At 64.7% G+C, this 21860-nt stretch carries 17 protein-coding genes; 10 read left to right on the top strand and 7 right to left on the bottom strand.

Annotated elements, in window-relative coordinates; translation table 11 throughout:
- Positions 1–11 precede the first annotated feature (11 nt).
- Positions 12–608 (bottom strand): helix-turn-helix domain-containing protein, encoded by a 597-nt coding sequence (locus NG898_RS19155; RefSeq protein WP_004631320.1) that lies wholly within the window; start codon positions 606–608, stop codon positions 12–14.
- A gap of 87 nt (positions 609–695) precedes the next feature.
- Between NG898_RS19155 and kbl the strand changes: the two genes are divergently transcribed.
- The 9 genes from kbl (at position 696) to NG898_RS19110 (ending at position 12487) form a co-directional block, all read left to right on the top strand.
- Complete coding sequence (gene kbl / locus NG898_RS19150; protein WP_252693913.1) at positions 696–1913, top strand: glycine C-acetyltransferase; 1218 nt, start codon at positions 696–698, stop codon at positions 1911–1913.
- Positions 1913–2896, top strand: coding sequence for an NAD-dependent epimerase/dehydratase family protein (locus tag NG898_RS19145; RefSeq protein ID WP_252693912.1), 984 nt, complete (start codon positions 1913–1915; stop codon positions 2894–2896). Before kbl ends, NG898_RS19145 begins: the two co-directional genes overlap by 1 nt.
- Before the next feature lie 109 nt (positions 2897–3005).
- A complete protein-coding gene (locus NG898_RS19140) occupies positions 3006–3251 on the top strand; it encodes a hypothetical protein (protein ID WP_252693911.1) in 246 nt (81 codons plus the stop codon).
- Between the two features lie 587 nt (positions 3252–3838).
- On the top strand, positions 3839–4840 hold the full coding sequence (locus tag NG898_RS19135; protein ID WP_252693910.1) for a LuxR C-terminal-related transcriptional regulator: 1002 nt from the start codon (positions 3839–3841) through the stop codon (positions 4838–4840).
- 73 nt (positions 4841–4913) lie between these two features.
- Positions 4914–7379, top strand: coding sequence for a poly-beta-1,6 N-acetyl-D-glucosamine export porin PgaA (pgaA, locus tag NG898_RS19130; RefSeq protein WP_252693909.1), 2466 nt, complete (start codon positions 4914–4916; stop codon positions 7377–7379).
- Positions 7380–7384: 5 nt separating this feature from the next.
- Complete coding sequence (gene pgaB / locus NG898_RS19125; RefSeq protein WP_420803705.1) at positions 7385–9580, top strand: poly-beta-1,6-N-acetyl-D-glucosamine N-deacetylase PgaB; 2196 nt, start codon at positions 7385–7387, stop codon at positions 9578–9580.
- A 1-nt stretch (position 9581) separates the two neighbouring features.
- Entirely contained in the window at positions 9582–10868 is a 1287-nt protein-coding gene (pgaC, locus tag NG898_RS19120; protein ID WP_252693908.1) for a poly-beta-1,6-N-acetyl-D-glucosamine synthase, read from the top strand.
- Positions 10865–11875 carry a PgaD family protein gene (locus tag NG898_RS19115; RefSeq protein ID WP_252693907.1) on the top strand — a complete coding sequence of 337 codons (1011 nt, stop codon included), beginning with the start codon at positions 10865–10867 and terminating at the stop codon, positions 11873–11875. The genes pgaC and NG898_RS19115 overlap by 4 nt, the downstream gene beginning before the upstream one ends.
- A gap of 381 nt (positions 11876–12256) precedes the next feature.
- Positions 12257–12487, top strand: coding sequence for a hypothetical protein (locus NG898_RS19110; RefSeq protein WP_252693906.1), 231 nt, complete (start codon positions 12257–12259; stop codon positions 12485–12487).
- 213 nt (positions 12488–12700) lie between these two features.
- On the opposite strand, the gene NG898_RS19105 is transcribed toward NG898_RS19110, so the two are convergent.
- The 3 genes from NG898_RS19105 to NG898_RS19095 form a co-directional block, all read right to left on the bottom strand.
- Positions 12701–12979: a hypothetical protein gene (locus NG898_RS19105; RefSeq protein ID WP_252693905.1), complete on the bottom strand. Its 279-nt coding sequence runs from the start codon at positions 12977–12979 to the stop codon at positions 12701–12703.
- 387 nt (positions 12980–13366) lie between these two features.
- Complete coding sequence (locus NG898_RS19100) at positions 13367–13762, bottom strand: hypothetical protein (RefSeq protein WP_252693904.1); 396 nt, start codon at positions 13760–13762, stop codon at positions 13367–13369.
- Positions 13763–13828: 66 nt separating this feature from the next.
- Positions 13829–14455 (bottom strand): UdgX family uracil-DNA binding protein, encoded by a 627-nt coding sequence (locus tag NG898_RS19095; protein ID WP_252693903.1) that lies wholly within the window; start codon positions 14453–14455, stop codon positions 13829–13831.
- 53 nt (positions 14456–14508) lie between these two features.
- On the opposite strand from NG898_RS19095, the gene NG898_RS19090 reads away from it, so the two are divergent.
- On the top strand, positions 14509–15807 hold the full coding sequence (locus NG898_RS19090) for a phosphatidylserine decarboxylase family protein (RefSeq protein ID WP_252693902.1): 1299 nt from the start codon (positions 14509–14511) through the stop codon (positions 15805–15807).
- Between the two features lie 9 nt (positions 15808–15816).
- Here NG898_RS19090 and NG898_RS19085 read toward each other — a convergent pair whose 3' ends face one another.
- From NG898_RS19085 to NG898_RS19075, 3 genes are all read right to left on the bottom strand, one after another.
- Entirely contained in the window at positions 15817–20739 is a 4923-nt protein-coding gene (locus NG898_RS19085; protein ID WP_252693901.1) for an NAD-glutamate dehydrogenase, read from the bottom strand.
- A gap of 156 nt (positions 20740–20895) precedes the next feature.
- A complete protein-coding gene (locus NG898_RS19080; protein WP_252693900.1) occupies positions 20896–21228 on the bottom strand; it encodes a DUF2322 family protein in 333 nt (110 codons plus the stop codon).
- Positions 21229–21305: 77 nt separating this feature from the next.
- Complete coding sequence (locus tag NG898_RS19075) at positions 21306–21701, bottom strand: DUF1801 domain-containing protein (protein ID WP_252693899.1); 396 nt, start codon at positions 21699–21701, stop codon at positions 21306–21308.
- Positions 21702–21860: the final 159 nt, after the last annotated feature.

Below are 21860 nucleotides of genomic sequence, written 5' to 3'. Positions count from 1 at the left end.
ATCTGCAGCGGCTATTGCGCGTATTCGACCACCAGCAACGCCGTCGCCACCGTCTTGCCGGCGTTTGAGATGGCGTGCTGCACATCCCCCGGGTAGCGCGCCGATTCTCCGTGCCGCACCTTCTTCTCACTCGGGCCGGATTGCACCGTCACCGTGCCGCTCAGCACGGAGATGTGCTCCTTCGAGCCCAGCTCGTGCGGCTCTGATGCGAGCACGCCGCCGGGCTGAATCGCCAGTTCATACCATTCAAAGCGCGCCGCCAGGTCGACGGGGCCAAGAATCTTCAATTCGCACTTGCCATCCGGGCTTTTGATGACTGGGATGGAGTGAGCGGGGATGACCGTCACCGCGGGCGCCGCATCGGCCGCGCCTTCGGGCGACAGAAAATCTGCCAGCCCCACGCCAAGCGCGGTGGCCAGGCGCCACAGCACCGCGACGGTCGGGTTGGCCAGATTGCGCTCGACCTGCGAGAGCATGGATTTGGATACGCCCGCGCGCCGCGACAGTTCATCGAGCGACAGCTTGCGCGCCTGGCGCAGTGCTTGCAGCTTGGCACCAACGGCGGGCGGGCCGTCGGCGAGGACATCGGTGGCGGGGGCTTGTGCCATCGGTTGGTATCTTGTAAATTGAACGAATTATTCGATATATCGAACATGTTCGATTTATCGATCAACGCAGTCTACAGGAGCAGCACCATGGGGACAACGCAAGCCAATGCTTCCACCGACGCCTTCTACGCGCACATCCGGCGCGAACTGGAGGCGATCGAGGAAGCCGGTCTCTACAAGACCGAGCGCATCATCACCTCGCCGCAGGGCGCTGAGATTCGCACGGCTGACGGCAAGGAGGTCATCAACCTCTGCGCCAACAACTACCTCGGCTTGTCGTCGCACCCGGAGGTGCTCAAGGCGGCGCACGAGGCGCTCGACACGCATGGCTTTGGCCTCAGCTCGGTGCGCTTCATTTGCGGCACGCAAGACCTGCACAAGACGCTGGAAGCGCGGCTGGCAAAGTTTCTCGGCACGGAAGACACGATCCTCTACGGCTCGGCGTTCGACGCCAACGGCGGGCTGTTCGAAACGCTACTCGGCGCGGAAGACGCCGTCATCAGCGACGAACTGAACCACGCGTCCATCATCGATGGCATCCGCCTGTGCAAGGCGCAGCGCTATCGCTACAAGCACAACGATCTCGATGATCTGCGCGCGCAATTGCAGGCCGCCGATGCGGCGGGCGCACGCTTCAAGCTTGTGTTTACCGACGGCGTGTTCTCAATGGACGGCACCATCGCGCGGCTGGATGAAATCCGCGCCATCTGCGATGAGTTCGGTGCGCTGCTGGGCATTGACGAATGCCATGCCACGGGCTTTCTCGGCAAGCGCGGCCGCGGCTCGCACGAACACCGTGGCGTGTTCGGCAAGATCGACATCATTACCGGCACGCTGGGCAAGGGCCTGGGCGGAGCGTCGGGCGGCTTCACGAGCGCGCGCAAGGAAGTGGTGGCGCTGCTGCGCCAGCGTTCGCGGCCGTATCTGTTCTCAAACACGGTGGCACCGTCCATTGTCGGAGCCTCCATCAAGGTGCTCGATCTGTTGGAAGCCGACACCGCGCTGCGCGACAAGCTTGAAGACAGTGCGCTGTATTTCCGCCGCAAGATCGTCGAGTTGGGTTTCGATATCAAGCCGGGCGACCATCCCATCGTGCCGATCATGGTGTACGACGCACAGAAGGCGCAGGCATTGTCCAAGCGCCTGCTGGAGTTGGGCGTCTACGTGGTTGGCTTCTTTTATCCGGTGGTGCCCAAGGGGCAGGCGCGCATCCGCGTGCAGATCAGCGCCGTGCACGAGCGCGCGCAACTCGATGCGGCGCTCAAGGCATTTGAAACCGCCGGCAAGGAACTGGGGATCATCTGATGAGCACCGGCACCAGCGCGAATGTTGGAACGGCGCCGCGCATCCTCATCATCGGCGCCAACGGGCAATTGGGGACGGAGCTGGCCGCCGCGCTGGCCGAGCGCTACGGCACTGGCAACGTCGTGACCAGCGACATGGTGCCCCGTGGCCGCCACCCGCAGATTCGCCACGAAACGTTGGATGTGACCGATCGCGGCCAGTTGCGCGAGATCATCGAGCGCCACGGCATTACGCAGATCTATCACCTGGCGGCGGCGCTGTCGGCCGCAGCAGAGCAATCGCCCACGTGGGGCTGGGCGCTCAATATGAATGGCCTGCTGAACGTGCTGGAAGCCGCGCGCAATCATCAGCTTGAGCGCATCTTCTGGCCCAGCTCGATTGCCGCGTTCGGGCCCACCACGCCTGCGGACAACACCCCGCAAAGCACGATCATGGAGCCCAAGACCGTCTACGGCATCTCCAAGCTCGCAGGCGAGGGCTGGTGCCGCTGGTATTTCGAGCACCACGGCGTGGATGTGCGGAGCCTGCGCTATCCGGGCCTGATCTCGTACAAGACTGCGCCGGGCGGCGGCACAACCGACTACGCCATCGACATCTTCCATTCGGCCGTGAAGGGTGAGCGCTATACGTGCTTTCTTGATCACGACGAGGCGCTCCCCATGATGTACATGCCCGACGCCGTGCGCGCCACCATCGAGTTGATGGAGGCCCCGGCCGAGCGCATCACCGAGCGCGGCAGTTACAACCTGGCAGGCGTGAGCTTTACGCCGGAGCAACTGGCAGCGGAGATCCGCCGGCATCGTCCGTCGTTCGAGGTGGCGTATGCGCCGGACTTCCGCCAGGCGATTGCGGCCAGCTGGCCGAACTCCATCGACGATTCGGTCGCCCGGCGCGACTGGGGCTGGAAGCCCGAATACGGTGTGGCGGAGATGACGACCGACATGCTGCAGAATCTTGCCCACTTGGCTGCACATCCAGCCTAGGCAGCTTCAGTTAGGGGAATTGCGGGCATTGCAGGGCGCTGTTTTGTGTTTCGCTTCGATCGGTTGTGTTCAACAATGCAGCATGGCCATCACATCTCGTCCCTGCCGCATGTCTTCTTCGACGCCTGACCCTGCGCCGCGCCATCGCGACGATCCGCCGCCCGCCAAGCGCACATGGTGGGTGCCGGTGCTGCGCATGTCGGTAGCCGCGGGCGCGGTGGCGGTCATTCCTCACACATCCATCCAACTGCCGTTTGCCGACGGCGCCTGGATGCTGCATGCGGCTGCGGGGCTGATCTTCATGGTGGGCGCCATCGACAGCCTGTTCCTTTTTGCCATGCGCCATAAGCACTGAAGGGGCGCATCGGTCATCTACCCGCTGCCGGGCATGCCGCCAATGTGGCGCCTGCAGCGCTCGCTCGGTAAGTTTTAAAACAGGTTGTAAAAACGTTCAGTGGACAACCGATGGCATGATCGGGTCTGTCATCACACACCGCGAATTCGTAACTAAATCGTTACAGAAATAGATCGGATTTGCGGCATCGCATCAATCGATGCCGCTGCCCGCTGATCCTTTGCCATTGCGGGTTTCGCCCGCCTTCTGCACGACGTCATTTGTGCCGCAAGTGTAAGCAGATGTTGCGCTGCACGGAGGTGGCCCGATGCTTGCTCTATGTCGTGCGGTCACTCTGGATGTGCAAGGCAGTTCCGCCACATCCAGAACATGTTTTTCCAATAAGCGAATCCGGAACCGGCTTGATCCTCACGGTCCCACGGTCCCCACGGCATTCGCACTTCGCTTCTCCAGAACCGGCACACCGCCGGTGGCAGGGCGCTTCTCTCGGACGGTCCCGGGGTTTCGACGGTCACATGCGTGCTCGCCCGCAGCGGCTGGCCTGCGCGCGCCTGACCGGAATCGCTTCACAAGAAAACGAGGAAACCATGAAAGCAGTCCTGCTGGAGAATCATCCGTTGCTACGAGCCGGACTTGCGCAGTTGCTCGCGCATCCCACCCTCGGCCTGGAGGTCGTCGCCCCGGCATTGCCTGCGGGCATTCCTGGCGAACTGCACGCGTTCGATGAGCGAGCCGATCTGCTCGTCATCGGCATGGACGAGGCCGAGGGCCCGATCAACGCCGGTGAATTCGCTGCCCAATTGCGCGAGGCCATCGACGCCAGCGAGGCCAGCCGTGTGGTGCTGCTGGCCGCCAGCCTGTCTGCCGAAGAAGCGCACGTCGCCATGACGTGCGGGGTGGACGCCTACTGCGCCAAGTCGCAATCGCCGGAAGTCTTGCTCGCCACGCTGCGGCTGGTGCTCGCCGGCGGCCAGTCGTATCCGGCGTTGATGCCGCGTGCGGCCAATGCCGCCATGCCGATGCTCTCGCTGGATGCGTCGGAAGCGGCGCAGCGGCTGAATGTTTCGCTGCGACAGTACGAAGTGCTGGTGCTGCTGTCACGCGGTCACTCCGTCAAGGGTGTCGGCCGCTTGCTGGGCATTTCGGAAGCCACCGTCAAGACGCACGCGTGCACGCTGTATCGACGCCTGAACGTGCGCAACAAGAGCGAAGCGGTGTATGCCGCCATGCGCCTGGGGATTCCACTGGAACTGCAAGGCGGGGCTGCCGCCACGATCAGCGCCGCATCTGCGCAGACATCGGTCCAGGTGTCTGGAGATGCGCACGACGCAGACGTGTTCGTGCAAACCGCTGCACGCACACCGACTCCGCTCCAGGCCAGTGCACCGGCCCGAGACGCGGTGATGGCGTCTTCATCCCCCCAGCCGGGGGCGTCCGGGCGGACCACGGCATCGGTGACCGCATCGGGCGCTGAACTGGGCGCTGAGTCTCGCTGGGCTGCCATGACGCGGGCCTTCGGTGGCGTGACGCCTGCCAAGCCAATGCGCGCCCCGGTGCGCGCCGCTAACGGTACGGCCCGCCTCGGCTGACTCAGCCCGGTCCGCCCTTCATGCAATGCGGATGGCGTGCGCCCGCACGTCCCGCTCACTGGACATGACAACAATGAAAACCCACGAGCCAATCTCTTGGAGCCTGCCGGCCGAGCGCACCAGCGCGGCTGCGGCATGGCATCCCCGCCGCTGCGCGATTGCTGCTGCCACCGTTGTGGTGGTCGGCACGGTGCCGATGATCGCGCACGCCGCGGTCGACGATGCTTCCAACGCGGCCACGCGCCGCTTGATCGATACGCAGCTGACCGACGCCGCGGCCAAGGGCCCGGCCGCGTTTGCATCCACGACCGTCATCGCCGGCGGTGATGACGTGCCGGCGTCTCCGGCCAACAGGCTGCTCGTGGCGCAACAGGCGGTGCCGCCTGCAGATTCGTCCGTCACGACATCGCCCGCGGCAACTGCGCCGGCCGCCACGTCGCCAATGCCTGCTGTTGAGGCAGCGCCCCCGGCACCCCCGCCTGCGCCGCCGTCGCCCACGGTGATCCTGCCCCCAGGCGCCCCCGCACCGGATACGGCTGCACAGGCGCCGGCCGTGCCTTCGGGCCCGAGCGCTCAAGGGCCCGGCGCGCTCGAACCGCTGCCGGTGTCGCCGGAAGCGGCCAATGCTGCGGCGACCCACGCCGCCGGCAATGCGCCCGACAACGCGCCCGTCGGCCCGATGCCGACCGACCGCCAGGCCTTTCACGACGAGGTCATGCGCGAGGCGCGCGAGGGTGCGGCCACGCTTGCGCAAGAAAACCTGCGCCAGCATCCGGACTGGTTCAAGGAAAGCGAATCGTGGCACGTTGACCATGCCGCCGCCGCACAGCGCATCCGCTGGGGGCGTCAGCAGTTGAAGGTCATCAACGGGCCGGAGCGCTTCGTCATCATCGATCAGGCTGTGGCCGAGATCGAGGCGCTGCTCAAGAAGGTGCCCGATACGCCCGAGAACGCCGAATTCCGCCAGGAAATCGTGGCGGATGAAGTGGTGGCACTGGCTTCGCGTGGGCGCATGAAAGACGCCGTCAAGCGCTACGAAGCCATGTCGCAGACTGGCAAGGTGCCGGCCTACACGCGTGTGGCCGCAGGGGATGCCTATGCGTATCTCGATACGCCGGACAAGGCCGCTGCGGCGTACGCGCAAGCGCTCAAGGATGCGAGCCCGGGCGAGATCGAAACGGGCGACGTCCAGGAAGGCCTCTTCTACGCCATGCTCGACACGGGCCGCTTCGAAGACGCCCGCGCGCTGCTCGACAAGATGAAGGCCGACAACCCGGAATACGTGCGCCTGGCGCCCGAAGCCGGTACGCCCAATCCCGATTACTCGCGCATCAAGCGTCTGGAAGCGCAGTACCTGATCCTGACGGGCCGCACGCACCAGGGCATTGCCGAGCTGGACAAGTGGCGCCACGAAGCACCGTTCGCCGCATCGCTCGTCAGCGCGCGTGCCGATGGCGCGATGGTGCAGACCGAGCCGTATCGCTCGCGCGACATGTACAAGACGGCGCTTGCCGAGCACCCGGATGACCTGAGCGTTGTGGCGGGTTACGGCCGTGCGTCGTTGGCGGTAGACGATCTGAAGACCGCCAAGGATGTCGCCAACGGGCTGGACGAGCGCTTTCCGGAGAATGGCTCGGTGCATGCGCTGCGCAAGGATCTGGATGTCTATCAGAGCCCGCAGCTCATCATCCAGTCGACGGCGGACAAAGGCAATTCGGCGTTCGCCAACAACGAATACGGTATCGACACCAAAGCCTACACCGGCCCGTTTGCCGATCACTACCGCCTGTTCTTCCACAACTTTGCCGGCCGCGCGCAGTTTGACGGCGCATCGCAGAGCCGCGTGCGCAACGGCGCGGGCCTGCAGTGGTTCGACACCGGCGTCGAGGTAAACGGCGAGGTGCACCAGTCCGTCGGCGCGGTGGGCAAGACCGGCGGCACGCTGGATGCCACGTGGATTCCAAGCGACCACTGGAAGGTGTCGGGCATGGTCACGAACGATGACCTGGAGGTGCCCTACAAGGCGTACCAGGTGGGCGTGACCGGCAAGACCGTCAGCGGCAACGTGCGCTACACCTGGGACGAAACGCGCTACGCCTCGCTCACGTACGGCGTGTCGCGCTACACCGACGACAACCTGCGCCAGCGCGTGGCAGCCAACTTCTACCAGCAGGTGTTCACCTCGCCGCGGCACACCATCGGCGTGCTGTTCGGGGCCGATACCAGCCGCAACACGATGACGGGCCTGAACTACTTCAGCCCATCGCGCGACTACAGCGGCCAGGCCACGGCCATCTGGTCGTGGACGCCCTGGCGCTACGCCGACAAGTCGTTCACGCAGCGCGTGTACCTGACCGGCGGCATGTACAACCAGCAGTCGTTCGGCAACAGCCCGATGTACGAAGCGCGGCTGGAGCACGTGTGGCAAATCAATCGCAAGACGCAGGTGTCTTACGGCATCGGCTTTGGCCGCCATAGCTATGACGGCCAGCCCGAGAACCGCAAGTTCCTGTACCTGAACCTCAACATTCCGCTGTGATGCCCATGCAAGCTCTCCGACAACCGTCATTGCGACGATTCTTCGCCTGGATGGCATTGACCGTGGCGTTGGCCCTCGTGGCTGCCGTCCGGCCTGCCGCTGCCGTTCAGGTGGACTTCCTGCCCAAGCCCGATCCGGACGACGGCAAGACGTTCCGCGTGCTGTGCTTTCACGACATTCGCGACAACCTGCGCGCCAGCTTCGAGACGTTGCCCGACGGGTTTGCCGTCGACACCAAGATGCTGACGAACATGTTCAGTTGGATCCAGGCCAACGGCTACCACCCGGTCACGCTCGCGCAGATCGACGCGGCGCGCCATGGCGGCAAGCCCCTGCCCAAGCGCCCGATCCTGCTGACGTTTGATGACGGCTATGAAAGCCACTACACGAAGGTCTTCCCGCTGCTCAAGCAGTTCCGCTTTCCGGCGGTGTTCGGTCTGGTGACGGAATGGACCAACGCCCCCCCGGGTGCAAAGGTCAAGCTGTCGGACAAGCAGATCGTTCCGCGGGACTTCTTCATGAACTGGAACCAGATCCGCGAGATGCAGGCCTCGGGCCTGGCAGAGTTCGCCACCCACACGCAAGACATGCACCACGGCGCGCTGGGTAACCCGCAGGGCAACGAGATGCCGGCGGCCAGCACGCACGAATACCTGCGCAACCTCGGTCGGTACGAAACCGATGACGAGTACCGCAAGCGCGTGCGCGACGACCTGCAACGCAGCATCGACATCATCCAGAAGAACGTCGGCACCAAGGTGCAGACGGTGGTGTGGCCGTACGGCGCGCACAACCTGATGCTCGACCAGGAGGCCGCCAACGTGGGGTTGAAGTACATGCTCACGCTGGAGCCGGGGCCGAACACGCCGGATGTGCCGCTCACCGCCATCCGCCGAAGCCTGATGGGCTACGACACCAACACCGGCGATCTGGAGCGTTCGCTGCGCGAGCCGGTGACCCACCACGGCGAGATCAACCCCGTGCAGCGCGTCGTGCAGGTCGACATGGATTACATCTACGACCCGGACCCGAAGCAGCAGGAAGCCAACCTTGGCAAGCTGATCGACCGCATCAAGGACCTCGCGCCGCGTGTGGTCTACCTGCAGGCCTTCGCCGATCCGAAGGGCAACGGCGCCGTGGATGCCGTGTACTTCCCGAACCGCCACATGCCGATGCGTGCGGACCTGTTCTCGCGCGTGTCATGGCAGTTGAAGACGCGTGCAAAGGTGGAGGTGTACGCCTGGCTGCCGATGCTGTCGTACAAGCTGCCGGCCAACAATCCAGCCGCCACGCACCTTGTGCAGTCGTTGCCGGGTGCTCCGCAGAAGCCGGGCTCCGTCAAGCCACCGCGCCTGTCGCCGTTCGATCCGCAGGCGCGCCAGATGATCCGCGATATCTATGAGGACCTCGCCAAGAACTCGGTCATCGATGGCGTGCTCTTCCACGACGACGGCGTGCTCGATGACTACGAAGATGCCAGCCCCGCCGCGCTCAAGGCTTACGAGGCCATGGGCCTGCCCGGCGACATCAACCAGATCCGCCAGTCGCCCGAGCTGATGCAGAAGTGGTCGCGGGCCAAGACCGCTGCGCTGATCTCGTTCTCGAAAGAGCTGATCTCGGTGGCGCAGGGCTATCAGAACGGCCGCGACATGCTGACTGCACGCAATATCTTCTCGGGCCCGGTGCTGGACCCGAAGGCCGAGGCCTGGACGGCGCAGAACTATGACGACTTCCTGGAGGCGTACGACTACGTGGCGCTCGAAGCCATGCCGTACATGGAAGAAGCCAAGGACCCGAAGGACTGGATGAAGAAGCTGACCGCCGCCGTGGCCAAGCACAAGGATGGGCTGAAGAAGACCATCTTCGAGCTGCAGGCGGTGGACTGGCGCAATCAGGACAAGCCGATCCCGACGGCCGAACTGCGCGACCAGATGCGCGCGCTGCGCTCGGCAGGTGCTCTTAATTACGGCTACTACCCGGATGACTTCATTGCCGGCCGGCCCGATACCGAGGTGCTGCGTGATGTGATGTCGCTCAAGACGTATATCGAGACACGCAAGCCGCCCGGCGGCGACAAGGGCAGCGTTGAAAAGCTCAACAGCACCTCGCTGCCGCAGAGCCAGCCGCCGAGTGCTGGAGTGGACAGGAAACCCGCGACGACCGAAGCGGCCACGTCGTCCAACACCAAGGCGGGAGGCTGACATGGAAGTGGACTTCCTTCTAGCCAAGCGCTGGATCTCGGATTTCGTCTTCTACTATCCGTTTTTCATGTCGTATTTCTGGATGATCGGCGGGCTGCTGCACTACTTCCTGCTTGAGCGCGGGACGGAGCACGTGCGGCACCCACTGGCACTGCTGGGGGTGAAGAGTTACCCCAAGGTGTCGATCATCGTCCCTTGCTACAACGAAGAGGCGAACGTGCGTGAGGTGATCAGCCACCTCGCACGCATGCGGTATCCGAACTACGACATCATCGCCGTGAACGACGGCAGCTCCGACCGCACCGGCGAGCGGCTGAACGAACTGGCTGCGGAGTATCCGCAGTTGGTCGTGATTCACCAGTCGTCCAACCAGGGCAAGGCGATCGGCCTTACCACCGCTGCACAGGTGACCGATGCCGAGTACCTGATGTGCATCGACGGCGATTCGATTCTCGACGTGGACGCGATTGCCTGGATGATCCGCCACCTGATGGAGAACCCGAACGTTGGTGCAGTGACGGGCAACCCGCGCATTCGCACGCGGTCCACCCTGCTGGGGCGCATGCAGGTGGGCGAGTTCTCGTCGATCGTGGGCCTCATCAAGCGGACGCAGCAGGTCTATGGCCGACTGCTGACGGTGTCGGGCGTGGTCGTGATGTTCCGCAAGCACGCCATCGAGGATGTCGGCTACTGGAGCAATGACATGCTCACCGAGGACATCGACATCAGCTGGAAGCTGCAGGTGGGCGGCTGGATGATCCGCTACGAGCCGCGCGCGCTGTCGTGGATCCTGATGCCCGAGACCTTCCGCGGCCTGTACAAGCAGCGCCTGCGCTGGGCCAAGGGCGGCATCCAGGCGCTGATCAAGTACGCGCCAGCGATGGCGAGCCTGCGGCAGTCGATGATGTGGCCGATCTTCTTCGAGTACGCGCTGTCGGTTGTGTGGGCCTACAACATGCTCATCGTCATCACGTGGTCGATGGTCAGCTTCTTCGTCGAGCTGCCCCCCGAGTGGCGCATGGAAGCGCTTCCACGCTGGCACGGCACGCTGCTCTTCATCACATGCGTGCTGCAGTTGCTGATCGGCTGCTTTATCGATCGCCGCTACGACGACAACATCCTGCGCTACTTCATCGACACCGTCTGGTATCCGGTTGCGTTCTGGATCCTGAACCTTGTCACCACGGTGGTCGGCTTTCCGGCCGTCGCCTTCCAGCGTACGCGTGCCCGTGCCCGCTGGACCAGCCCTGACCGGGGCATCCAACAACAACAGGGGAATTCGCCATGACCATGCTCGTCATTGATGTTTCGCGAAACTCGATCCGACAGTCGTTTTCGGACAAGGGTGTCGTCGGGACCTTGCACCATGTGCTGTGGTTCCGTATTTTCCGGCCGGTGCTCGTGATCTCGATCTGGGGCATGCTCGGCCTGTATGTGGGCTACTCCATCAGCAGCGTGGGGCCCAGCGGCCTGCCATTCGAACAACTGCGCATGTACGGCAACATCATCGCGGGCATGGGCGGCGTGCTTGTGGTGTGGATGGTCCTGTCGCGGCTGGACCGCGCCATTCGCCGCAAGCTCGCACGTACGCCGGCAGTGACGGCTGCGTCCGCCGGGGCTTCGGCTCGCGCTTCGCGCGGGGCCTTGCCGGGGCAGCAGCAACCCGCCTGGCAGCGTCCGCGCAACACGCGCCTGCTGGTGGTCGACCACGACGATGACGGCGATATCACCCACGTGCGCTCTTGGCAGGAATGGGCAGGCCGCCCAGCACCCGCCGGCACCGCCACGCCGCCCACGCCGTTCACCCGCAGCCCGGAATACGATCCGGAAGAGCCGGTACTGGGCATGCGCCCCGTCAGCGAAGCGATCGTGCTGGAGAATCTCGACCGCGAAGAGCCTTCGCTGGCACGCGTTGATGCACCTGCACAAGAACCGCGTGACGTTGTGAAGGCCGTGGAGGCGGTGACGGCTGATGCCGCAGGCTTCCATCGCTTCGGCTATCGCGGCCGTCTGGGCCGTAACGATTGGGTCGAGCCGCAATCGCCCCAATCGCCGGCCCAGACGTACGCGATGCGGCCCGGCATGGCCCGTCACTACGGCAGCGTGACCGCCGTGGTGCATGGCCGTGCTGCAGTGCACGCAGCGGACCGAGCCACGGAACGCCATCGCGCGCTGCATGCATTTGGTGCGCATGCACAACTGGACGATCCGTACGCGCGACTCCCACGCGTCGAACGCGTGGACCCGCTGCACGGCTTTGGCCGCCGCGCCAACATCGTCGCCGACGACATGTAAGGTCGCCTGCCGAGCGCAGCGCTCAGCGCCCCGGTGATGCGAGTCACCGGGGCGCATTCTTTTGCGCAATTGACTTAGCGCAAACGGAGGAGGACGGACTTTTCTGCGATGCGCAATCGTTGCCGCCGGTGCGCTGTACCGCACGGCAAACGCTTGGCGCACCACCCTTGACCATGGGGCTGCAGAGCTCAGCGGACGATGCGCGGATTTGCCCCTCTTGAATGCGGCCGCGTGCGTGCCTATGCTGGCTTCTCCTGCAAGCCCAGCTACTCTCTCACGCTGTTCTTGGTGGCTCTTGCAGTGCTCATGGTGTCAGTGAAAACCAAGCCCACCCCTGTCACGAGTCGCGTGCCGTGACCAACAGAAAAGCTGGAGCCAACTGTGCTGAGTCCCCATGAATTTGCCGTCCTGCTGCTCGTCAACGACGGCGCTGAATCCGACGACCTGGATCGCGCCGATGTCGAAGCGCTCATCGAGCGACAGCTCGTGACGCTGGAACGCCGTGGCCCCGACCACAGCTATGCCCGGGTCACCCTCCAGGGCTACGTTCTGCTCAAGGCTTCCGGACACGTCCGCACCGGCGGCCGCCGTTTGATGGCTGTGTCTCACTAGACGGTTCTTCCTCATTGCAGTGCAACCAGTCGCTGCCTGGGCGCTACGTCCAGGAGGGCGTGTGACGTGCCTGCGATCGATACAAACAGAAACACTCTGCTCGTGGCCCCGGCGTAGCTTGTGCGCTCGCCTGCGGGCCAGGGGGGCCGGCTTCTTGCTGAATTGCAGATGCCTATCCCGAATTTCGACGCCCCAACGTCGGTGGGTAGGCACTCATGACAACTCAAGAGGAGCCACCCCATGAAAAACAAACACACCCTGCTTGCCGCGTTGTTTGCACTCGCCGGTACTGCTGCCTTTGCGCAGCCCATGCCGCCGCCACATCCGGAAGACCATGATCACGAACGTGCGGAGCGTATGGAGCATGAGCGACACATGGAGCGCCGCGAGGAGCACCGTGAACTGCGCGCTGAGCACCGCGACATCAAGCGTGATCGCGAAGCCTTGATGCACCGCGAACACGAGGCGCGCGAGCATGCGCACGAGGTTCATGAAGAGATGGAACACCGTTGATCGGGCGTGACCCGACGAGGGCGCCCGACCGCGCGCACACGGCAAACCAGCGAGTCGGGCGTCATCTCAATGCACACGGTCTGCTGACCGTGACGTCCGTGCCCTGCCGCTTGCGCTGAAGTGCAGGGAATCATCAGCCTCCACCAATCCCTTGGATGATCTTGCCGCTGCCTTCGCACATGGGGCAGGGGCTGCCGTCGTCGCGTTGACCGGTGCCGTTGCACGTGGGGCAGACTGCTTCGCCGCTGCTGGGCGCTCCGGGCGCCGCTTCGTCGCCCGGAGCGGCCGGGGCAGGGGCGTGCCGGGGATGGGGTTTTCATTGTTCATGAGGTGCTCCTGAATGCGCGCGAGGCGCTACGTGTTGCTTCAAGGGTGCGTGGCCGGAGTGTTTGGCGGGGCCGTGGGCGGACGCTCGCGCCCCTGCGGGCTGCCCCCCGTTGATTTGTCCTTGACCACGTTGCCGTTCTTGTCTTGATGCGAAGTGGAGCCGGTGCGGGGAACGTATTCACCGGAAGGATTGGCGCTGTCGTTGCGGGTGCGGGTACGGGTACGGTTGCGCGTGGCGTCACGGCCCGTGGGGCTGTCGCTGCGGCTTGTGGTGCCGGTTGCGGTGGTGCTGCTTCCATTGGTTGCGGGCGCGTTGTCGCTGCTGCCAGACTGTGCGCCTGTTGCTTGCGCGAATGCAGCGCCGCTGCCAAGTGCAATGAACGTTGCCACCGCCGCGCAGAACGCACGTGCGGAATATGGGGTGCAAATCATCATGTGCTCCCGTGGGGTGTCGATGTTCGTTCCACCGACGCAACTCGCGCGCCCGTGCCCCGGGGTCTCCTATTTGCCGGCAGCAAGCCGTCGCGCATGTTTGAGTGCAGTCACGATGTCGAGATAGGCGCTCTCGCGCGTTGCTTGGTCGGGGGCGCGAAGGGCATATGACGGATGCCATGTCGCCAACACCGTACGGCCTTCATGGCGCACTGGCTTGTTGAAATGCTCTTGCAGGCGCGCATGTGCATCGTCGAGCAGCGCCTTTAACGCAGTTGCCCCCAATGCCACCACCACCGCAGGCGCTTCCTGTTGCAGTTCGCGCTCCAGCCAGTACATGCAGGCTTGTACTTCGCGCTGGCCGGGTGTCTTGTGCAGGCGCCGCTTGCCGCGCAGTTCCCATTTGAAGTGCTTGACCGCGTTGGTGATGAACACCGTGTCGCGCGGGATGCCGGCGGCGTCCAGCGCACGGTCGAGCAGTTTCCCCGCGGGCCCCACGAACGGTTTGCCGGCCAGGTCTTCGCCGTCGCCCGGCTGCTCGCCGACGAGCATGATGCGGGCGCGCCGCTTGCCCTCACCGGGTACGGCTTGCGTGGCGTGGCGCCAGAGGTCGCAGCGGCGGCACGTGTCGAGCGATTCCGGCGCTTGGTCGGGGTGAGTCTCGTCGTCGGGGGAAGAGGGTGCGGTTTTTTTCATGGGCAAGCAGGTGAGAACAGCAAAGGCAAAGCAACCCGAATGCCACCGTACCCATGTGGAACGCACGTTGCTTGGTGTCCGGCATTGACCAGGAGACCACGTTGGAAGCTGCATCGAATGTTCCGTTGGACCGACGCCGCCGGCTGGGCAACTGGCTGCCGGAAGGCGAAGCACAACTGGCAGCGTTCCGCACCGAGCTGGTTGCGCAAGCGCTGTCTCGTCAGTCAAAGACGCCGTCTGTGGCCGCCGTGCGCGCGCTTGCCAATCTGATCGATAGCGAGCCCGCATTGCGCATGCACCTTGCGCGCGCCATCGACGAAGCGAAAGACCGCGGATACGAACTCGGTTACAAGGACAGCGCAGAGCTGCTGCTCGCCATTGACCACATCGTCACGTGCGCGCCGCGCTTCAGCGAGAAGGCGCTGGTGATCTGTCCGCTCAACGCCCTGCTTGATTGGCCGATGTGCATGCCATCCGGCTACGCGCTGTTCCGTGACCGGCGCTTCAACGATGCGCTCGAGGCGGTGCTCAATGGCTGGAGCGCTTTCCTCAGCGGCCCGCACTCGCGCGCCTATCTGAACACGCGCGAGCCGGACGGCTGGTTCAGCCCCGAAGCGACACGGCGTATCGGCATGGAGCAGTTTCTGTGCGACCCGTCGCAACCGTACTGGGGCTTTACCTCGTGGAACGACTTCTTCACGCGTCGATTTCGTGCCGGCATGCGGCCGGTGGCGGGCGAAGGCGACAACAAGTTGATCGTCAGCGCCTGCGAGGCCGCGCCTTATAACATCAGCCACGATGCGCGCTATGAAGACGCGTTCTGGATCAAGGCGCAGCCGTATTCATTGCGCGACGTCTTCGGACCGGGCAAGGCCCACCTCGCGGAGCGGTTTGCAGGCGGCAGCGTTTACCAGGCCTTCCTGAGTGCCTACAACTATCACCGCTGGCATGCGCCCGTGGCAGGCACCATCGTCGATACCTTCCACGTAGACGGCACGTACTACTCGTGCGTGGAATCGGAAGGTGCGGACCCGGAAGGGCTGAACGATTCGCAAGGCTACAGCGCAGCGATGGCCGCGCGCGCGATCATCACCATCGCCTGCGACGATCCAGTCGTGGGCACCGTGGGTTGCGTGTTCATCGGCATGGCGGAGGTGTCGTCATGCATGGTCGACGTGACGCCGGGCCAGCATGTTTGCAAGGGCGAGGAGCTTGGCTACTTCCAGTACGGCGGATCGACGTACTGCATGTTCTTTGAGCCAGGCGTGGTGGATGCCTTCGTCGTGCAGCCGCCGTTTTCGCACGACACGCCGCCAGTGCGCGTTAACGCCGCACTGGCGCGTGCCCGATAGCGGCGTTGATCAAGCGTCGACTTCGGCAAGCGCCTTGAGGCCCACCGACAGCATCGCCAGATCTGCCGAACCGGCTGCGACCTGATCGGCAATCACGCGGTTGTAGCGCGCCAGTGCGTCCTGCCGTGTGCCGCGCCACGTGTCGATGAGGCCATCCGCGCTGGCGCCGGGCGTCGCACCCTGCAAAACGGATTGCGTGAGCCGCCGCCGCAGTTGTCCCAGTTCTTCGAGCAGCGTTGCGCGCGCCAGCATCTGCCAATGCGTTTGCGTCGGCAGGCCGAGGATGCCGCCTTGCAGCCACCCGTAACCCAGCGGCTGGTCGAGGGCGAAGTACACGCGTGCGGCAAGCCGTGCATCGCAGCCGCCGGCGGTCGCAACCTCGGCAATGTCGAGCAACGACACGCGTGCCGGCACGCCAGTCGCCACGCGCGCCAGTGCTTCCGGTACGCCGGCTTCGATAAAGACCTGCCGCTGCTGCGCGGCAGCCTGCGCAGATTCCTCCGGTTGCAGCGCGTCAATCTCGGGTGCCAGCGCATCGACCGCAGACCGGAAGTGCTCGACTGCGGTCGGCACATCGGTCACGCGCCGCCGCAGGAACCACAACGTCGCGCGCTCGTGCAACTGCGCGAGCGCTGTGAACAGGGCAGTTTGCGTTTCGTGCGGCACTTGAGCGTCCAGGGCATCGACTTGTTGCCAGAGCGCGTCGAGCCGGTAGACCGCGCGTGCGACGAGGCTTGCCCACACCACGGCAAGCGGCTCTGCGCCGGTTTCTTCGGCCATCCGGTGCACGAAGGTCACACCCGCTCGGTTGACGAGCGCGTTGGCGTGCATCGTTGCCAGAATCTCGCGACGCAGCGTGTGCCGGGGGATCGACGTAGCGCAACGCGTGTGCAGCGGCTTCGGAAAATAGTCCGGCAGACCATCGGCCACGAAAGGCTGGTCGGGCAGGTCGCTGCCCAGCAGCACGTCGTACAGCCACATCTTGCTGTAGGCCATCAGCACGGCACGCTCGGGTGTCGTCAGGCCGCCGCCGCTTGCACGGCGGGCATCGATGTCTTCATCGACGGGCAGGAACTCGATCGCGCGATTCAGACGCCCGCCACGCTCCAGATACCGCATCAGCCGCGCCTCGGGGTCGAGCCACAGCGCCGTGCGCGTGCGTGCAAGTGACAACGCCTGCGTCTGGAAGTAGTTGTCGCGCAGCACCAGTTCGCCCACCTCGTCGGTCATCTCGGCCAGCAGCGTGTTGCGCTGCTTGAGCGTCATCTCGCCGTCGGCCACGACCAGCCCCAGCAGGATCTTGATGTTGACCTCGTGGTCGGAACAATCCACCCCGGCAGAATTGTCGATGGCGTCGGTGTTGATGCGCCCGCCATGCTGCGCGTATTCGATGCGGCCGAGCTGCGTGCAACCCAGGTTGCCGCCCTCGGCCACGACCTTGCAGCGCAGCTCGGCGCCGTTCACGCGCAGGCCGTCGTTGGCGCGGTCGCCCACCTGGGCATGCGTTTCGGTGCTGGCCTTGATGTACGTGCCAATGCCGCCGTTGTAGAGCAGATCGGCGGGCGCCTTGAGGATGGCGTGCAGCAGGTCGTTCGGCGCCATCTCGGTGGCCGTCACATCCAGCATGGCGCGCACCTCCGGCGTGAGCGCGATCGACTTGACCGTGCGCGGGAAGATGCCGCCACCCGGGCTGATCAGCGCCCGGTCGTAATCGGCCCAGCTTGAACGCGGCAGGTTGAACAGGCGCTCACGCTCGGCAAAGCTCGTGGCTGCATCGGGCGACGGGTCGAGAAAGATGTGGCGGTGGTCGAACGCCGCCAGCAGGCGGATATGGCGCGAGAGCAGCATGCCGTTGCCGAACACGTCGCCCGACATGTCGCCCACCCCCACGACGGTGAAGTCCTGCGTCTGTGTATCGACGCCCATCTCGCTGAAGTGCCGCTTAACCGATTCCCATGCGCCACGCGCGGTGATGGCCATCTTCTTGTGGTCGTAGCCCACCGAGCCACCGGAAGCAAAGGCATCGCCGAGCCAGAAGCCGTATTCGGCCGAGATGGCGTTGGCGTAGTCGGAGAACGTGGCCGTGCCCTTGTCGGCGGCAACGACCAGATAGGGATCGTCTTCGTCGTACCGCACGACATCGCGCGGCGGCACGACGCGGCCATCGACGTAGTTGTCGGTCAGGTCGAGCAGCCCGCGCAGGAAGGTCTGGTAGCACGCGACGCCCTCGGCCAGATACGCATCGCGGTCGCTGGCCGGTGGCGGCTGCTTGACGACAAAGCCGCCCTTGGAGCCCACCGGCACGATGACGGTGTTCTTGACCATCTGCGCCTTGACCAGCCCCAGCACCTCGGTGCGGAAATCCTCGCGCCGGTCAGACCAGCGCAGGCCGCCGCGCGCGACCTTGCCGCCGCGCAGGTGCACGCCTTCCACGCGCGGCGAGTACACCCAGATCTCGAACATCGGCTTGGGGTCGGGCAGGCCCGGCACGCGCGACGGGTCGAACTTGAACGACAGATAGGGCTTGGGCTGCCCCTGTCCGGCGTCCGGCAGGCTCTGGAAATAGTTCGTGCGCAACGTGGCTTCCACCACGCCCAGGAACTGCCGCAGGATGCGGTCTTCATCCAGGTTGGGTACGTCTTCGAGTGCCTCGTCGATCTGCTTGCGCAGTGTGTCGCTTGCACGCGAGCGCTCGGCCTCGGCCAGCGCGGGGTCGAAGCGCACCAGGAACAGCCGCACCAGCGCCCGCGCAATCGACGGATTGCCGTTCAGCGCGCTCTCCATATACGCGTTGCTGAAGGTCGAACCGATCTGGCGGATGTAGCGCGCATACGCACGTAGGATGCGCACCTCGCGCCAGGTCAGGCCGGCCTGCAGCACGAGTCGGTTGAGATCGTCGTTCTCCAGCTCGCCGCTCCAGATGCGCGCGAAGGCGTCTTCAAAGCGTGCGCGGGCTTCGTCGAGATCGACTTCGCTGCCGTCGATGGTCTCCATGCCGAAGTCGTGCATCCAGATGGGGGCGGCATCGGCGGGCTCGATGCAGTACGGTCGCTCTTCGTTGACGCGCACGCCCAGGTGTTCAAGCATCGGCAGGCTGTGCGACAGCGAAGTCGGCTGGCCGGCGCGGTAGATCTTGAAGCGCAGCGCACCAGGCGGCGCTTCGAGCGGCCGATAAAGCTGCATGCTGAGCACGTTGCCAGTGGCGTCGGCGCCAATCAGCGGCTCCATCAGTTCAATGTCACGCACGGCAAGGCGCGCGGCGTAGTCCTCGCGGAAGCCGGCGGGAAACGCGCCGGCATAGCGGCGCAGCAGGCGGTTGCCGCGCTCTTCGCCGCCGCGTTCGAGCAGCGCGTCGGCCAGGTCGTCCTGCCAGCGCCGGGCGGCCTGCACGATGCGGTCTTCGAGTTCGGCAACGTCCACCTCAGGCACGTTGCCCGGCTGCGTGCGCACGGTGATGTGGATGCGCGCCAGCATCGATTCCGACAGCAATGGCGTGAACTCCACAGCGGTGCCGTTATACGCAGCCTGCAGCAGGCCCTGGATACGCACGCGCAGATCAGTATTGAACTTCTCGCGCGGTACGAACACGAGGCACGACACGAAGCGGTCAAACGGATCACGGCGCACGAACAGGCGCGTGCGCTGGCGCTCTTGCAACCGCAGGATGCCGAGCGCGATGTCGTGCAGCGCTTCCCCGTCCATCTGGAACAACTCGTCGCGCGGGTATTGCTCCAGGATCGTGACGAGCGTCTTGGCCAGATGCCCGTCGGGAAGGAAGCCCGTGCGTCGGATGACGTCGGCCACCTTGCGGCGCACCAGCGGAATGTCCTCAGCGGGCACCATGTAGACGTTCGACGTGTACATCCCCAGGAAGCGCCGCTGCCCACAGACGCGGCCCTCGGCGTCAAACAGCTTGATGCCGACGTAGTCGAGATACCCGGGGCGGTGCACGGTGGCGCGCGAATTGGCCTTGGTGAGGAAGATGGGCTCGGGGGCGTCGATGAACTTGGCCGCGCCCGGTGCCAGGCGCGTCGTGTCCGGCGTGGAGGTGTCGCGCAGCGCTTCACGCAGCACGCCCAGGCCGGTGCCGGGTATTCCGCGCAGGTAATGGCCGTCGTCTTGCGTGATCAGTTCGTAATCACGATAGCCAAGGAAGGTGAAATGCCGCTCGAGCATCCAGCTGAGGAAGGCCTGTGTTTCGGCAATCTCGGCGCGTTCCACGTCACCGGCGGACGGCTGGGCGGCACGAACAGCCAGCGCCTCGATGGCGGCGTGGGCGGCGGCCTGCATGGGCTTCCAGTCTTCCACGGTGGCACGCACGTCGCCCAGCACACGCATCAGGCCGTCGTGCAGCGCCTGCAGGCGTTCGGGCTCGGAAAAACGATCGACCTCGATGTGGATGGTCGACTCGAAGCGGGCAGCGCCGTGGGTTTCCGTATCCGCGTCGGCGGGTGTATCGGGCATGTCGCCCGCAAGGGCCGCCGGACGCTGTACGCCGCCGCCGGCCGATACCGCCACGCGCATGCCTGCGGCATCGCGCTGTACGCGGTAGACCGGGTGGAAGGCGGAATGCAGTGCTAGCCCCTGCCGGTTGATCTCCATGGTCACGGAGTCGAACAGGAACGGCATGTCGTCGTTGACGATTTCAACGACCGTGTGACCGCAGTACCAGCCGTGCTGTTCGAGGCTTGGGTTGTAGACCCGTACGCGGGGTTGCCCGGACACGAATTTCTGACCGAGCTGCCAGTGCGCCATCGCCGCGCCGTAAAGGTCGGCAACGCTGCGCGAGATCACGTCTTCGGGGTCTGCCAGACCGTAGTAATGCCGCAGGAACGGTTCGAACAGGTCGGCAATATCGGGCGCACGTTCGCGCGCCAGGGCCACTGCATCCGCCATGTGCTGGCGGACCTTGTCTTCGTGCTGGTCAGGCATGAGGCGGCTCCCGAAGAAGGGCTGCCTCATGCTACGCCGCGTGCCCATGACTGGCAATCAGCGTGCGCGGCGCACAGCTTTTCAGATGCCGCTGTGTGCAGTGCAGCGAGAGAATAGGTGGTTCACTCGCTACTTGCGGCGTGCATTAGCGATGCGTCATCCAGCCTTGACGACGTTGATGCGCAGGGCCGGCTCACCCGCCGCGATGGCCAGCAGGCGGTCCACATTCGGGTGGGCGCCGGGGCGGTTGCGTGCGTCGATGGTGTGCTCGGCAAACACGGCCAGGCCGTGCTCGGCAGCTTTGGCGTCGAGTTGGCCGAACGTCTGCTGCAGGTAGTGATACACCGCCACCGAACCTTGCTTGCCGGGCTTGTTTTCGATGTCGGCCACCACGGCGCCCTGGCCATCGACCAAGTCGATGCGTTCGATGCCGTCAATGGTGGGCAGTTGGGCGAGGTTGTCCTTGAATACGCTGGTCGGTTGAATCACTGCGGTTGCTCCGTTGGTTGATCAGGCGGGCCGTATGTTAACGGCTCCGGCCCGACCCGCGCGAGCTTACGCGTTCTTCAGCGTTTGGTTCCGGCCTTGTTCACGGCAATGGCCGCCTGGATGAGCGCTTTCAACGCTTTCTCGTTCACCTTGTCGCCCTCGCGGAAGTCGATGGCGCGACGGGTGTTGCCGTCCAGGCTGGAATTGAACAGGCCGGAAGGGTCAGGCACGGAGGCGCCCTTGGCAAACGTCATCTTCACCGTCTGCTTGTAGGCTTCGCCGGTGCAGATCAAGCCATGGTGAGACCACACGGGCACGCTCCATTTCCATTCCTCTACAACGTCGGGGTCGGCCGCGCGGATGACGGCGCGCAGGCGGGCGAGCATCTCGCCGCGCCAGTCGTTCAGCTCTGCAATGCGTGCGTCGATCAGCTCGGATGCGGGTGCGGCGGTGTCCTGCGTGCTCTTCTTCATGTGTCTGCCTCCGTGGTGGGCCCAAGCAGAACATTCTGGCAGGAACATGGGCCGGTAGCCACTTGGCAACGGTGGGCGAGATGCGCCATCAGGTTGCGCGCCGGGAAACTGAGAAACACCTTTTTCTGCTTTTGGAATCAGCGCGAAAAATAAGGCGAG

The organism is Ralstonia mojiangensis, assembly GCF_023955645.1.
GTDB classification, from domain to species: Bacteria; Pseudomonadota; Gammaproteobacteria; order Burkholderiales; family Burkholderiaceae; genus Ralstonia; species Ralstonia mojiangensis.
Note: the sequence above shows the minus strand (reverse complement) of the source record. Positions and strands in the feature narration are given on the sequence as shown.

What these genes read in the sequence shown, in the direction of transcription:
- NG898_RS19155 (WP_004631320.1), bottom strand. Translation starts at nt 608, where the DNA reads ATGGCACAAGCCCCCGCCACCGATGTCCTCGCCGACGGCCCGCCCGCC.
- kbl (WP_252693913.1), top strand. Translation starts at nt 696, where the DNA reads ATGGGGACAACGCAAGCCAATGCTTCCACCGACGCCTTCTACGCGCAC.
- NG898_RS19145 (WP_252693912.1), top strand. Translation starts at nt 1,913, where the DNA reads ATGAGCACCGGCACCAGCGCGAATGTTGGAACGGCGCCGCGCATCCTC.
- NG898_RS19140 (WP_252693911.1), top strand. Translation starts at nt 3,006, where the DNA reads ATGTCTTCTTCGACGCCTGACCCTGCGCCGCGCCATCGCGACGATCCG.
- NG898_RS19135 (WP_252693910.1), top strand. Translation starts at nt 3,839, where the DNA reads ATGAAAGCAGTCCTGCTGGAGAATCATCCGTTGCTACGAGCCGGACTT.
- pgaA (WP_252693909.1), top strand. Translation starts at nt 4,914, where the DNA reads ATGAAAACCCACGAGCCAATCTCTTGGAGCCTGCCGGCCGAGCGCACC.
- pgaB (WP_420803705.1), top strand. Translation starts at nt 7,385, where the DNA reads ATGCAAGCTCTCCGACAACCGTCATTGCGACGATTCTTCGCCTGGATG.
- pgaC (WP_252693908.1), top strand. Translation starts at nt 9,582, where the DNA reads ATGGAAGTGGACTTCCTTCTAGCCAAGCGCTGGATCTCGGATTTCGTC.
- NG898_RS19115 (WP_252693907.1), top strand. Translation starts at nt 10,865, where the DNA reads ATGACCATGCTCGTCATTGATGTTTCGCGAAACTCGATCCGACAGTCG.
- NG898_RS19105 (WP_252693905.1), bottom strand. Translation starts at nt 12,979, where the DNA reads ATGAACCTCGTGCGCATGCTCGCGCGCCTCGTGTTCGCGGTGCATCAA.
- NG898_RS19100 (WP_252693904.1), bottom strand. Translation starts at nt 13,762, where the DNA reads ATGATGATTTGCACCCCATATTCCGCACGTGCGTTCTGCGCGGCGGTG.
- NG898_RS19095 (WP_252693903.1), bottom strand. Translation starts at nt 14,455, where the DNA reads ATGAAAAAAACCGCACCCTCTTCCCCCGACGACGAGACTCACCCCGAC.
- NG898_RS19090 (WP_252693902.1), top strand. Translation starts at nt 14,509, where the DNA reads ATGTGGAACGCACGTTGCTTGGTGTCCGGCATTGACCAGGAGACCACG.
- NG898_RS19085 (WP_252693901.1), bottom strand. Translation starts at nt 20,739, where the DNA reads ATGCCTGACCAGCACGAAGACAAGGTCCGCCAGCACATGGCGGATGCA.
- NG898_RS19075 (WP_252693899.1), bottom strand. Translation starts at nt 21,701, where the DNA reads ATGAAGAAGAGCACGCAGGACACCGCCGCACCCGCATCCGAGCTGATC.